Consider the following 13,762-nt stretch of genomic DNA (forward strand, 5'->3'; position numbering starts at 1 on the left):
ATGCTATGATGTACAGACGCAATATTTGAGAACCTGACCCGGCGCCCAGCGCATAAACTTTGTCCGTTAACTGGGGATGATACGAAAAGGACGCGCGATGATCGAAACTCCATACCTTCTGTTCTTGGGTGATGCACCGGACCAACTGGCCGCCAAAGTGGCGCAGGGCATCAAAGACTGGCGTCCAGAGAATGCCGTAGGGCAATTCCGCATGGAAGGCTGCAAAGCCGATATGGGGCTGACCGACATGAGTCTGGTGGAAGCCCGCGAAGCGGGTGCTAAAACGCTGGTGATTGGCGTGGCCAATCGTGGCGGCGTGATTTCCCCCGAATGGAAAAAAGTGCTAGTGATGGCGCTGGAAGAGGGTTTTGATCTGGCCTCCGGCCTGCACAACCTGCTGCGCGACGAGCCGGATCTGGTGGCGGTGGCTGAGGCGACCGGCCAGAAGCTGCACGATGTACGGGTTCCAGAAGTCGAGTATCCAATCGCCAACGGTAAGAAGCGCAGCGGCAAACGCGTGCTGGCTGTGGGCACTGATTGTTCCGTTGGCAAGATGTACACCGCCCTCTGCATGGATGCGGAAATGCGCAAGCGGGGCATGAAATCCACCTTCCGCGCCACCGGTCAGACCGGCATTCTGGTGACCGGCGACGGCGTACCGCTGGACGCGGTGATTGCCGACTTTATGGCAGGCTCCGTGGAGTGGCTGACGCCGGACAATGACGAGGACCACTGGGACCACATCGAAGGTCAGGGCAGCCTGTTCCACGTGTCTTACTCCGGTGTGACCATGGCGTTGATCCACGGCGGCCAGCCGGACGCACTGATCCTGGCGCACGAGCCAACCCGCGACCACATGCGTGGCCTGCCGGAGTATCAGCAGCCCAGCCTGCAAGAGCTGCGCGATCTGGCGCTGCCGCTGGCCAAAGTGGCCAACCCGGCCTGTCAGGTTGTGGGCGTGTCGGTGAACACCCAGCACATGGCGGAAGATGAGGCAAAAGCCTATCTGGCGCGGGTTGAAGCCGATATGGGCCTGCCCGCCACAGACCCGTTCCGTTTTGGCGCGGGCAAGCTGGTGGATGCACTCTCAGCGCTTTAACGTTGCGACAACGAGCCGGGGGCGCTGCCCCCGGCCCCCCGGGATATTTCCGGCAAAAAGAAAATGGGCAGGCGCGTCTGAACGCCTGTCAAATGGCAAAAGCGCGACCTGAAAGGCTGTCCATGCAAATTTCCGTCACCCCTGATGTGTTCAAACTGGCGCAGGTGTTCACCATTTCCCGTGGCTCACGCACTGAAGCCAAAGTTCTGACCGTGAAGGTCGAGGAAGACGGATTTTTAGGTTGGGGTGAATGTGTGCCCTATGCGCGCTATGGCGAGACATTGGAGAATGTCACGCAGCTGATCGAAAGCGTAAAAGGCCCGGTGACCCGTGAAGGGCTGTATACTTTGCCTGCGGGCGCGGCCCGCAATGCGCTGGACTGTGCGCTCTGGGATCTGGAGTGCAAGAAGGCCGGAAAGCGCGCTTGGGAGTTGGCTGGCTTGCCGAAGCCGGGACCGGAGATCACCGCCTACACGCTATCTTTGGCAGAACCGGCAGAGATGCAGGCCCAAGCGGCCAAGAATGCCCATCGGCCTTTGTTGAAAATCAAACTGGGCACGCCGGATGACATGGCGCGTCTGGAAGCGGTGCGCGCCGGTGCGCCAAAATCCACCATCATTGTGGATGCCAATGAAGGCTGGTCTGCCGAGGTCTATGCCGATCTGGCGCCGCATCTGGTGCGGCTGGGTGTGGCGCTTGTGGAGCAACCGCTACCCGCTGGGGACGATGACGCCCTGTTGGGCATGGAGCGCCCGGTGCCTGTCTGTGCCGATGAGAGCGCGCATGACTGCTCAACCCTGTCCAAGCTCAAGGGCAAATATGATGTGGTGAACATCAAACTCGACAAAACCGGCGGTCTAACCGAGGCGCTGCGCTTGCGTGAAGCGGCCTTGGCGGAAGGCTACAAGGTGATGGTCGGCTGCATGGTCGGCAGTTCGCTGGCGATGGCCCCGGCAACACTGGTGGCTCAGGGCGCCATGGTGACCGATCTGGACGGGCCGCTGTTGTTGGCCGAAGATCGCGACACGCCGCTAACCTTTGACGCAGACGGCGTGCATCCGCCCAGCGCGGCGCTTTGGGGCTAAGCCATGACGGACCGGTGGGCGGTGATTTCCGACGTCCATGGCAACGTGGACGCATTGCGAGCGGTGCTGGCCGAGATTGACCGGCTGGGTTGCTCCCGCATCCTTAACCTTGGCGATCACGCCAGTGGGCCTTTGGCGGCAGCGGAAACGCTGGATGTGCTTATGGCGTGGGATGATATGATTTCTGTGCGCGGCAACCATGACCGCTATCTTTTGACTCCCCCGGAGACGCTGGGCCCGTCGGATGCGGTGGCGGCAGCACAGTTGACGAACGCCCACAAGGAATGGCTTGCAGCGCTGCCGCCAACAGCCTTGGTGGAGGATGTCTTCCTTTGCCATGGCACGCCGGACAGTGACGAGACCTATTGGCTGCATGATGTGACGTCGCACGGGGATTTGGTGGATCGCAGCGCGTGTGCGGTGGCGGCATTGGCAACCCCTGCGCCTGTTGAGGCACAGGTACTGTTATGTGGTCACACGCATTTGCCGCGCATTGTGCAACTGGCGACTGGTGCAGTGGTGCTCAATCCCGGCAGCGTTGGCCTGCCCGCCTATGACGACGTCACGCCGGTGCCACATGTGGTGCAAAGTGGTGACCCAGCGGCGCGGTTTGCGGTGTTGGAGCGCGGACCCCATGGGTGGAACATCTCCCTGCACCGGGTGGCCTATGACGCCAACCGGATGGTGACGCTTGCGCAGGCGCACAACCGCTCAGACTGGGCGCATCCGTTGAAAACCGGATGGTTTGAGACCTGAGATTTCGAAACACGCTTGACCTGTGGTGCAGCGCACCCGACAAAGCAGCAGATTGCTAGGAGAGACACACGATGAGCCGCACTGTTTACGTCAATGGCGAATACCTGCCGGAAGAAGACGCCAAGATTTCGATTTTCGACCGGGGCTTCCTGATGGCGGACGCGGTCTATGAGGTGACCTCCGTGCTGGACGGCAAGCTGATCGACTTTGAAGGCCACGCTGTACGTCTGAAGCGCTCGCTGGATGAGTTGGAGATGGCAGAGCCTTGCAGCAAAGACGAGTTGCTGGCGATCCACCGCAAGCTGGTCGAGGACAACGGCATTGTGGAAGGTCTGGTGTATCTGCAGGTCAGCCGTGGCAGCGATGGTGACCGCGATTTTGTCTTCCCGTCTGAAGACACGCCCCCGTCCATCGTGCTGTTTACCCAGAACAAACCGGGCCTGGCGGACAGCCCCGCGGCCAAGAAGGGCGCGAAGATCATCTCGATTGAGGACATCCGCTGGGGCCGTCGCGACATCAAAACCGTGCAGCTCTTGTATCCGTCGATGGGTAAGATGATGGCCAAAAAGGCGGGTGCGGATGACGCTTGGCTGGTGGAAGACGGCTATGTGACTGAGGGAACCTCCAACAACGCGTATTTTGTGAAGGATGGTGTGATTGTCACCCGTCCGCTGAGCAACGACATCCTGCATGGCATCACCCGTAAGGCGGTTTTGCGGATGGCGGCTGAAGCGCAGCTGAAAATCGAAGAGCGTCTGTTCACCGTTGAGGAAGCGCAGGGCGCGGATGAGGCGTTTACCACTTCGGCGAGTGCCTTTGTGATGCCGGTCGTGGAGATCGACGGCGTGGCGCTGGGAGATGGCACACCAGGGCCAATTGCGACCCGTCTGCGTGAGATCTATCTGGACGAGAGCAAGAAGGCGGCGATCTGAGGATCGGCCTGATCGCGAGTAAATGGGAAGGGCTGGAGTGGCAACACTCCGGCCTTTTTTGTGGTCTTTTGGCTGCGCAGATCACAGCAAAAGCGCGAAGCGTCCCGTGAGCGGGGCATGGCATGCTGATTGTAAGCTAGGTGAGTGGTGGCAATCAGCATGAATTAAATGAGTAAACCAATGGTCGCCGAGATTCCCTCTCAAGTCAACCATTGGTTGCTTTGCCAATTCAGACTTCGCTAACTACCCAACTTTCATCACGATTTTGCCGATGTGGCCGCTGCTTTCCATGCGTTGGTGCGCCGCCACGGCATCCGCGAGGGCAAATTCGCTGTCCATCACAGGGGCAACACGACCGCTTTCCAGAAGTGGCCAGACATCCGCCAAAAGAGCTTCGGCGATTTTGGCTTTGGCAAGGTCACTTTGCGGGCGCAAAGTGGAGCCGGTGATGGTCAGACGGCGCATCATGACATGGGCAAAGTTGAGCTGGATTTGCGGGCCTTGCAGGAAGGCGATCTGTACCAGACGTCCGTCATCGGCGAGGGCCTTCACATTGCGTGGCAGGTAATCGCCGCCGACCATATCGAGGATCAGGTTGGCCCCGCCTTCAGCCCGCAGCACATCGACAAAGTCCTCCGAGCGGTAGTTGATGGCCTTTTCTGCGCCAAGCTTTAGGCAGGCTTCGCATTTCTCGTCAGAGCCTGCGGTGGTGAAGACGCGCGCGCCAAAGGCATTGGCGAGCTGGATGGCGGTTGTGCCAATGCCAGAAGAGCCACCGTGCACCAAAAAGCGTTCACCCGCTTTGAGACCGCCACGCTGGAAGACGTTGGAATAGACGGTGAAGAAGGTCTCTGGCAGACAGGCCGCCTCTTTCAATCCCATGCCTTTGGGCACGGGCAGGCAATGCGCAGCCGGTGTCAGCACATATTCGGCGTAGCCGCCGCCGGGCAGCAGAGCGCAGACTTCGTCGCCTTCGGCCCACTCACTTACCCCCGCTCCGACAGCGGCAATGGAGCCAGAAGCTTCGAGACCGGGCAGATCGGACGCGTTTGGCGGCGGATTATAGAGACCGGCCCGTTGCAGCACGTCCGGGCGGTTCACACCGGAGTAGGCCACCTTGATCAGAACCTCGCCGGGACCGGGGGTCGGGATCGGGCGTTGCACCGTTTTGAGCACATCCGCAGCACCGGGTTTTGAAATTTCAACGGCAGTCATGGTCTGTGTCATGGTGGTCTCCCTGTGATGTGCCTTCTGTCTAACAGAGGCTAGGCATAGGGGAACAGGCACTTTTGTCGCGCTGACGCGTCGACTGGGTCTCTTGCGATCTGAGGGATCGGGGATAGTGTGAAGGCATGCTAAAGATTCTTTCACATCCCGCCTTTGCCAAGTTGTTTGCCGCCCAAATTGTGGCATTGGCCGGAACAGGGCTGCTGACCATCGCACTTGGACTTTTGGCGTTTGAATTGGCCGGTCCTGCGGCAGGGGCTGTGCTGGGCACGGCCTATGCAATCAAGATGGTGGCCTATGTGGGCTTGGCACCCGTACTTGCGGCTGCGGTCAGTAAATTCCCCCGCCGTGCGGTGCTGATTGGGGCGGACTTGGTTCGTTTTGGCGTGGCGCTATGTTTGCCCTTTGTGGAGACAGTGGCGCAGATTTATGTGCTGATCTTTGTGATTCAAAGCGCCTCGGCCGTGTTTACGCCGACGTTTCAGGCCGTCATCCCCGATATCCTAAAAGACGAGGAAGATTACACCCGCGCGCTGTCCTTGTCCCGTCTGGCCTATGACCTCGAAAACCTGCTCTCCCCTGCCTTGGCTGGCATCCTACTTTTGGTGATGAGTTATCACGGACTGTTTGTTGGCACGGCGGCAGGCTTTTTGATTTCCACTCTGTTGATTCTGTCTACGCGTTTGCCCAAACGTCCAATGTCCAAAGAGCGCCCGTTCCGGGAGCGCCTTACCCGTGGCAGCTGGATCTATCTGGCCACGCCACGTCTGCGTGGCCTGTTGGCGTTTAACATGACCGCCTCAGCCTGTGTGGCCTATGTGCTGGTCAACACGGTGGTGTTGGTGCGGGATGGCTACGGCATGGGCGAAACCGGATTGGCCATTGCCATGGGGGCCTTTGGCACAGGCAGCATGATCACCGCTTTGGTTTTGCCAAGATTGCTATCTCAGCTGTCAGACCGAATGCTCATAGGCAACAGTGCGGTTTTGTTGGCCGGTTTGACGGTTGGCCACGGACTGGTGATGCAGACCATGGGCACATTGAGCTGGCCACTGCTCCTTGGCGTTTGGCTGCTGACCGGCATGTTGTATTCGGCAATTCTCACCCCGTCCGGGCGACTGCTGCGGCGCTCTGCCAATGAGGAGGACAGAACCGCCGTGTTTACCGCACAGTTTGCGCTGAGCCATGCATGCTGGCTGTTGGCCTATCCTTTGGCTGGCTGGAGCGCCACGGCAGGATCGCAGGCGGTGTCCCTACTTGTTCTTGGAGCGGTGGGGCTTGCCAGCGCGGTGCTTGGGTATGCCCTCTGGACGCCGTCACCAAAAGAAGTGGCGCATGACCACCCAGACTTGCCGGCAGATCACCCTCATCTAAAGGCGCATGGCCATGGCACACATGCGCATGCCTTTGTGATTGATGATGAGCACCAGGTTTGGCCCACTCAAGGGTAAGTGGGGTTAGCGCGCCAGCAGGCGCAGGCCTTGGGTCACGTCAGAGCGCACCGCGAGGCGCAGGCCGGGTTCGTCACCGGCTTTGAGCGCCGCAATGATCAAGCGGTGGTAATGCGGCGGCTCTGTTTGGCGCAAACGGCCATAGAGCGCGCGCATGGTGGGGCCCAATTGCAGCCAGACGGTTTCGGCCATGGCCAGCATCGCCGGGGCCTGGGCGCGCAAGTAGAGCGTGCGGTGGAATTCGAGATTGGCGCGAATATAGCCCACGGAGTCGCGGCGGCTGACGGCATCAGCCACGGTGCCGTTGATCGCGACAAGACGGTCAATCAGGGCCATATGGGCCCGCGGCAAGGCGCGGCTGGCAAGCTCGACTTCGATCAGGGCCCGCAGGGCGGCAAGTTCTTCGAGCCGTTCGCTGCTGAGTTCCGGCGTGGCGACCCGTCCGGAGTTGGACAACGTCAGCGCGCCTTCGGCCACCAGGCGGCGCACGGCCTCGCGGGCCGGGGTCATGGAAACCTCGAACTGTTTGCCGATGCCGCGCAGGGTGAGCGCCTCGCCGGGTGCAAGTTCACCATACATGATACTGGTGCGCAGCGCGCGGTAGACGCGGTCATGAGCGGCGGCGGATTGGTCTTGCGGTTGACGGCTGGATGGGATCATGCCGTCTTTGTGATCACAAACGTCAGAAAGGTCAATGCGGCGGGGTTACGCGGCAAATTGGTAGCGGTGCAATTCCTGTCCGTGGTCGCGCAGCCAGCGGCGTGGGGCCTCGTAAGGGCCGTGAATGATGGAGACTTCGTTCCAGAAGGCTTGGGAGTGGTTCATCTCCTTGAGATGCGCCACCTCATGGGCCGCCACGTAATCCAACACATCTGGCGCGGCCATCACCAGACGCCAAGAGAACATCAGCGCCCCAGTGGAGGAGCAAGACCCCCAACGGGAACGGGTGTCACGCAGAGTGAGTTTGGTCGGCTGACGCCCCAAGCGCGCGCCGTAATGATCCACCGCTTCGGCGAGTCGGTGGCGCGCGAGTTCTTTCAAAAAGCCCTGCACCTTGCGCGCGACCTGCTCGGGCTTGCCGGGCACGGAAAGCTCATCGCTTCCCAGGCGCACGGATCGGCCCTCACCGGCAACTATCAATCGTGGACGCCCGGCGACTGGCACCGATGCGCCATGTGCGACCGCCACAGTTTCGGGCTGTTGTGCGACCTGCTTGCGCAGCCAGTCCTGTTTCTCAAAAGCAAAGGCCATGGCCTCGCGCTCTGAAACGCTGGAGGGAATCGTCAGTGTCACCTTCCCATCAAGCCGCGACACCCGCAGGCTGATGCGCCGCGCGCGGCTGGATCGGCGCAAAGCCACCGCTACAGGAGGCGTTCCGGGGATGATATGTTGCGCCATGCGCGCTCCTATATCGACAATGCGATGTTACCCTTTGACACGGGGCCATTGTTATGGCACCTCCCCCAAATCGTCGAGAGAGACTCAACCGATTGAAGGGGACAACCCATGCCCAAGGAAGAATGGGGCGTCAAGCGCGTTTGCCCAACCACCGGCAAACGATTCTATGACCTGAACAAAAACCCAGTCATCAGCCCTTACACGGGCGATGTCGTGGAAGTAGACGCCGGCAAGAGCCGGATGATTGCGGCAGACGAAGCGGATGCGGCAACACTGAAAGCCAAAGCGTCTGATGCAGACAACGCGGATGACGTGTTGGATGATGATGACACCGTTGATCTGGACCTCGAAGATGATGTCCTGGATGACGATGATGAGGACGACAACGTTTCGCTGGATGAAATCGCGGACGTGGCCTCTGACGACGAAGAAAACTAATCGTCAAAAAAGTTTCCCTGGGGCGGAATTTTTCGCTTGAACCCGCCCCGGGATGCGCCTAATTAGGCGCGCACAGGCAGAGATGCCTACCAGGTTTGGGGCCTTAGCTCAGCTGGGAGAGCGCTACAATGGCATTGTAGAGGTCAGGAGTTCGATCCTCCTAGGCTCCACCAAACCAACCTCCGTACAGTCAAGTCAGACCGGCTCCATACTCGGGTTGTGTCCGCTGTTTCGCGCCCATCGCTTTCGCAAAAAACAACCCAATCCGCCTGAAAAACCGTCAGGTGCTGGTGGCTGTGTCGTGGAGGCGGGACTTGAATTCGCTGTATTTGCGCCGACTGATCGGGACCTCGTCCCCATTGCTCAAGAGGCTAGCATAGGCGCTGCCCTTTTTCTTGATGTCCACGACATGGGCCAAACGCACCCAATGGGAGCGATGGCAGTGTATGCCGTCAAGGTCCGCGAGCTTCTCGACGCACTCGCCAAACTGCTCGGACAACAGACTACGGCCCTGAGTAGTGACCACCTCGACGTAGTGGTCTTGTGCATGCATGCGGATGATGTCGTTTCCAAGATCAAGCGGCACGGACGCGATCAGGCCTCTTAACGACACGGGCGTGGGCTCGTCGGGCTCGGCGGGCTCAACGGGCGGCGCTTCGCGGCGCAGCAGGTAGATCAAAGCACCGGCAATGACAAAGCTGGCCGGCGTGACGGCGACAATCTCTTCGAGCAGCAAACCCAGAAACGTCGTAGCAGTTGGTTCGCCCTCTTCCGGATTGCCAAAACCATAGTCCAGCGCCAGAGAGACGCAGCCAAACAGAATCGGCAACATCAAGGCCGACACGATGGTGGGCCAGGGATTGCGCCAGCCCAGCCGTTGGAGCAAGGCCACACCGGACAGAAACAGCAAAAATCCAAAAAACAGATGTGTCGCCCAAAGCCCATAAGCCACCAGAATCGGTAGGCTTGAGGTGTGTTCCGGCTGCAGAACCAACACCACCACTGCACCAGCCACCGAAGCAGCAAATGTGGTTTTTAGTGTTTGAGGGGTGAGGGCAATCTTCTGCGAAATCATGCTCCCTCGTTACCACCCGCTTCGCGACCGGTCCAGAAACGACCGTTCGCGAAATCCGCGTGACCACACACGCAGATCGCCGCCCACTCAAGCATCTGCGCTGGATCGGTAAGCCGCCTTTGCGCCAGTCCTCAGTCCACTGCCTCGCTGCGCTCCCGCACCGCGAATTGCTTTGCGCCCAAGACCTCGGGTGCAGCGGCGGCAGGACCAACGCACGGCTATAGCTCTTGCGCGCCACATGTCCGCTAAGAGCCAGAACAGGATGGACTTGATGACATCGACACAGCTCGCTCAAAGCGACCGTTTTTCCGACAGCGCCCGGCGCAGATGGCAGCTCAAAACGCGGCAAACCCGCCTTCGGGCCTTGCTTTGGCTGCTTGTGATGACAGCCGCATTTCAGGCGCTGTTTGCCTCTCTGCCCTCGCTTGACCTCTGGGTGTCGTCTCTGTTTTGGAGCACGGAAGAGGGGTTTTATCTTGCGCAGGCCGACAGCCTGAAACAACTGCGGGCCATCGGCTATCATGCCTATACGGCGATGGCTGTTCTGGCGCTGATTGGTGCTTTGCTGGCGCTCAAACATATCAAACTGCTCACCATCCCCGGGAGCGTTTGGCTTTTCCTGGTTGGGGTTTATCTCTTTGGACCGGGCCTGTTGGTGCACTCCATCCTGAAGGCGCATTGGGGACGCGCGCGGCCTGTCGCGACCACGGAATTTGGCGGAGACCTGCTGTTCACGCCGCCTTTTGAAATTGCGGCGCAATGTGTCGCCAACTGCTCCTTTGTTTCCGGCGAGGCCGCTGGCGCGACCGCCTTTGCCATCGCCGCCTATGTGCTGACCCGATTTGTCAGGTCGTCGGCACTCCGCCGCACCCTATTTGGCTCGGCGCTAAGTCTAGCCGTCGCAGGCGCCTTACTGCGTGTGGTGTTTGGCGGTCATTTCCTATCTGACGTGATCTTCTCGGCGCTGTTTGTGTCTTTGATCGCGGTTGGGCTCTCCTTCTTCTTGAGCAATCGCAACGGAATCCTGAGGGCTTTGAAAAATATGAAACCTCGAATCTGAACAAAGCGCCCACGCAACGCAAAACCCCGGCGCATCGCTGCGCCGGGGTTTCGTTTTGCTAAACTGCGCCGAAGCGCCGTCTGGCTTTAGAAGTGCGCCGACTTGGTGTTGGCCGGAACTTCCAGAGGAGGTGCAAACTTGGTCAGGTCGATGCCTTCCACAGCGGTTTTGTACTCTTCCAGAGTTGGTGTGCGGCCAAGGATTGCGGACAACACAACCAGTGGTGTCGATGCCAGCAGCGATTCACCTTTCTTCTCCGGAAGGTCGCCCACAACGCGGCCCTGGAACAGGCGGGTTGAGGTTGCCAGAACGGTGTCACCCTTCTCCGCCTTTTCCTGGTTACCCATGCAGAGGTTACAGCCTGGGCGCTCGAGGTAGAGAATGTTCTCATACTCGGTGCGGGCCTGCTGTTTTGGGAACAGATCGTCAAAGGTAAAGCCGGAGTAGCGCTCCAGGATCTCCCAGTCGCCCTCTGCCTTCAACTCATCAATGATGTTGTAGGTTGGGGCAGCAACAACCAGCGGTGCCTTGAACTCGACTTTGCCGTTGGCAGCTTCGAGGTTCTTCAGCATCTGCGCCACAATCTTGATGTCGCCTTTGTGCACCATGCAGGAGCCGACAAAGCCCAGATCAATCACCTTCTCTGCATTGTAGTAAGACACAGGGCGAATGGTGTCGTGTGTGTACCGCTTGGACACGTCTTCGTTGTTCACGTCTGGGTCGGCGATCATGGGTTCAACGATCTGGTCCAGATCAACCACAACCTCGGCAAAGTACTTGGCACTGTCATCCGGCTTCAGAGCGCCGTTCGCACCGGAACGGATGTCCGCGATACGTGCGTCCGCTTTGTCCAGCAGGCCTTGCAGCGTGTTGGTGCGGTTTTCCATACCTTTGTCGATCATGATCTGGATGCGGCTTTTCGCCAGCTCCAGGGACCCGATCAGCGTGTCATCGTTGGAGATACAAACAGAGGCTTTCGCCTTCATCTCTGCGGTCCAATCGGTGAAGGTGAAGGCCTGGTCGGCCAGCAATGTACCGATGTGAACCTCGATCACGCGGCCCTGGAAGACGTTGTCGCCGTGCTGCTGCAACATCTGCGCCTGGGTGGCGTGCACCACGTCGCGGAAGTCCATGTGGTCAGCCATCTTGCCCTTAAAGGTCACCTTCACGGACTCAGGGATCGGCATAGAGGCTTCGCCGGTCGCCAGCGCCAAAGCAACAGTACCGGAGTCCGCGCCAAAGGCGACGCCTTTGGACATACGGGTGTGGCTATCGCCGCCAACGATCACGTCCCAGTCATCCACGGTGATGTCGTTCAGCACTTTGTGGATCACGTCGGTCATCGCGTGATACTCGTCCTTCGGGTCACGCGCGGTGATCAGGCCGAAGTCGTTCATGAACTTCATCAGCTTCGGAATGTTGGCTTGCGCCTTCTTGTCCCAAACCGACGCGGTGTGACAGCCGGACTGATAGCCCACGTCCACGGAAGGGGAGATCACAGTCGCCGCCATCGCCTCAAGTTCCTGCGCGGTCATCGGACCAGTGGTGTCCTGTGAGCCAACAACATTCACTTTGACGCGCACGTCAGAGCCCGCGTGCAGCGTTGCACCCGGTGTGGTGCCCAACGCATTGCGGTTGAAGATTTTTTCAACTGCGGTCAGGCCTTGGCCTTCCACAGACAGCTCTTTGGATGGTGCGTAGGCAGATTTCAGTTCCTGACCGAGAGCGCCTGCAGCAAATGTCTGCAGTTTCTTACCAAAGACCACAGCGTAGGAGCCACCCGCCTTCATGAACTCCACTTTTTGCGGGGTGAAGGCCGCAGAGACGTCTTTCAGCACGTTGCCGTCCGCATCGCGCAGCGTTTTGTCTTTGGTGTTGATGGTCAGCACGGTGCCAGTGGCCACGGAGTAGGCTTCTTCCAGCACGGCTTCGCCGTCTTCATCCACAACAACATTGCCGTCCGCATCGGTCTTTTTGACCCAGTTGTCCAGATCAATGCCGATACCGCCGGTCACGCCCACGGTGGTCAGAAAGATCGGAGAGATGCCGTTCGTGCCCGCGACGACAGGTGCGATGTTGATGAACGGTACGTAAGGCGATGCCTTCTTACCGGTCCACAGCGCCACATTGTTCACACCAGACATACGGGACGAGCCCACACCCATGGTGCCTTTTTCCGCAATCAGCATCACACGTGCCTCAGGGTGCTGTTTCTGCAGTTCCTGAATGGCCACCTGGTCTTCCGGCGAGCACATGCATTTGCCGTGCAATTCACGGTCGGCACGGGAGTGTGCTTCGGCACCGGGCGACAGAAGGTCGGTCGAGATATCTCCGATACCGGCGATGTATGTCACAACTTTGATTTCTTCTTCGACTTCTGGGAGCTTGGTGAAGAATTCCGCCTTGGCGTAGCTTTCCAGCAGATCTTTGGCGATGGCGTTGCCGGCCTTGAAGGCTTCTTCAAGGCGATCAGTGTCGGCCTCATAGAGGAAGACCTGAGTCTTCAGCACGGCTGCGGCTTGCGCAGCAATCGCGGCATCGTCGCCCAGCGCCAGGTCAAGCAGTACGCGGACCGATGGGCCACCCTTCATGTGGGACAGCAGTTCGAAGGCAAACTCCGGGGTGATTTCAGCCACGTCAGCCGCGCCGAGAATGATCTCTTTGAGGAATTCGGCTTTCACACCTGCGGCGCTCGTGGTGCCTGGCAAGGTGTTGTAAATGAAGAACTTCAGGGAGTCTTCGCGGTGGGCGTTGCCGGTGTCTTTGATCTGTTCGATCAGTTCGCTGACCAGCGCGCCGCTATCAATTGGCTTTGGATTCAGACCTTCGGTTTTGCGGGTCTCAATCTCATTCAGATAATCTGTATACAAGCTCATGATGATCCTAGCGATTTGAGGTTGGCTTAAGCATGAACACCCTGTTTTTGACCCGGAGGCGATTCACAGGGCAGGTATTGTATGCCGATGTATACCAAGCTTGAAAAAGACGCAAGTTGCCCTTCGGAACAATTGTCTTGGCTTACTCAAACGTGATGTCGCAGAGCGGCGTATGACGACTATTGTAAGTGTCTACTGGCTCGTTTTCCAGACCACAACGCCGTACCAAAACAGACAAAACCGACGGCATATGGATCCGAGAAGAAGCCTACATCCAGAGGTTGCGACCTAAGTTCCGACTCGGAAAACGTCATGACACATGATGCCGCAGAACAAAGCGTCCGTTCAAAAATGAATTGACACAA

12 protein-coding genes and 1 tRNA gene are annotated in these 13,762 nt (G+C 58.9%); 8 read left to right on the plus strand and 5 right to left on the minus strand.

The genetic code is table 11. The annotated features are described in order from the left end of the window. Positions 1 to 97: 97 nt before the first annotated feature. From dgcN to SIB38_RS01610, 4 genes are all read left to right on the plus strand, one after another. Positions 98 to 1,099 carry an N-acetyltransferase DgcN gene (dgcN, locus tag SIB38_RS01595; RefSeq protein WP_294117117.1) on the plus strand — a complete coding sequence of 334 codons (1,002 nt, stop codon included), beginning with the start codon at positions 98 to 100 and terminating at the stop codon, positions 1,097 to 1,099. Between the two features lie 122 nt (positions 1,100 to 1,221). Next, on the plus strand, positions 1,222 to 2,184 hold the full coding sequence (gene dgcA / locus SIB38_RS01600; RefSeq protein ID WP_294117120.1) for an N-acetyl-D-Glu racemase DgcA: 963 nt from the start codon (positions 1,222 to 1,224) through the stop codon (positions 2,182 to 2,184). A gap of 3 nt (positions 2,185 to 2,187) precedes the next feature. Beyond that, complete coding sequence (locus SIB38_RS01605; RefSeq protein WP_412551206.1) at positions 2,188 to 2,940, plus strand: metallophosphoesterase family protein; 753 nt, start codon at positions 2,188 to 2,190, stop codon at positions 2,938 to 2,940. 71 nt (positions 2,941 to 3,011) lie between these two features. Next, a complete protein-coding gene (locus tag SIB38_RS01610) occupies positions 3,012 to 3,872 on the plus strand; it encodes a D-amino-acid transaminase (protein WP_412551207.1) in 861 nt (286 codons plus the stop codon). A gap of 243 nt (positions 3,873 to 4,115) precedes the next feature. Here SIB38_RS01610 and SIB38_RS01615 read toward each other — a convergent pair whose 3' ends face one another. Further along, entirely contained in the window at positions 4,116 to 5,099 is a 984-nt protein-coding gene (locus SIB38_RS01615; protein WP_294117126.1) for an NAD(P)H-quinone oxidoreductase, read from the minus strand. A 125-nt stretch (positions 5,100 to 5,224) separates the two neighbouring features. On the opposite strand from SIB38_RS01615, the gene SIB38_RS01620 reads away from it, so the two are divergent. Beyond that, the gene (locus SIB38_RS01620) at positions 5,225 to 6,550 is read left to right on the plus strand and encodes an MFS transporter (protein ID WP_294117127.1); all 1,326 of its coding nucleotides are present in this window, start codon (positions 5,225 to 5,227) and stop codon (positions 6,548 to 6,550) included. 6 nt (positions 6,551 to 6,556) lie between these two features. Here the strand turns inward: SIB38_RS01620 and SIB38_RS01625 are convergent, their stop codons facing one another. Continuing rightward, complete coding sequence (locus SIB38_RS01625) at positions 6,557 to 7,210, minus strand: GntR family transcriptional regulator (RefSeq protein ID WP_294117129.1); 654 nt, start codon at positions 7,208 to 7,210, stop codon at positions 6,557 to 6,559. A gap of 45 nt (positions 7,211 to 7,255) precedes the next feature. Beyond that, entirely contained in the window at positions 7,256 to 7,948 is a 693-nt protein-coding gene (locus tag SIB38_RS01630) for a M48 family metallopeptidase (protein WP_294117131.1), read from the minus strand. 108 nt (positions 7,949 to 8,056) lie between these two features. Here SIB38_RS01630 and SIB38_RS01635 point away from each other — a divergent pair, with 108 nt between their 5' ends. Together SIB38_RS01635 and SIB38_RS01640 are read left to right on the plus strand one after the other, a co-directional pair. After that, a complete protein-coding gene (locus SIB38_RS01635; RefSeq protein ID WP_294117132.1) occupies positions 8,057 to 8,386 on the plus strand; it encodes a TIGR02300 family protein in 330 nt (109 codons plus the stop codon). Positions 8,387 to 8,483: 97 nt separating this feature from the next. Further along, a tRNA-Ala gene (locus SIB38_RS01640) sits at positions 8,484 to 8,559 on the plus strand. A gap of 107 nt (positions 8,560 to 8,666) precedes the next feature. Here the strand turns inward: SIB38_RS01640 and SIB38_RS01645 are convergent. After that, positions 8,667 to 9,461, minus strand: a complete 795-nt coding sequence (locus SIB38_RS01645) for a LytTR family DNA-binding domain-containing protein (RefSeq protein WP_412551208.1) — start codon at positions 9,459 to 9,461, stop codon at positions 8,667 to 8,669. A 262-nt stretch (positions 9,462 to 9,723) separates the two neighbouring features. Between SIB38_RS01645 and SIB38_RS01650 the strand changes: the two genes are divergently transcribed. Then, positions 9,724 to 10,521, plus strand: a complete 798-nt coding sequence (locus SIB38_RS01650) for a phosphatase PAP2 family protein (RefSeq protein ID WP_294117136.1) — start codon at positions 9,724 to 9,726, stop codon at positions 10,519 to 10,521. A gap of 86 nt (positions 10,522 to 10,607) precedes the next feature. Here the strand turns inward: SIB38_RS01650 and SIB38_RS01655 are convergent, their stop codons facing one another. Continuing rightward, the gene (locus SIB38_RS01655) at positions 10,608 to 13,397 is read right to left on the minus strand and encodes a bifunctional aconitate hydratase 2/2-methylisocitrate dehydratase (RefSeq protein WP_294117138.1); all 2,790 of its coding nucleotides are present in this window, start codon (positions 13,395 to 13,397) and stop codon (positions 10,608 to 10,610) included. Positions 13,398 to 13,762 lie beyond the last annotated feature (365 nt).

Source organism: Shimia sp. MIT910701, assembly GCF_047126315.1.
GTDB lineage: Bacteria > Pseudomonadota > Alphaproteobacteria > Rhodobacterales > Rhodobacteraceae > Shimia.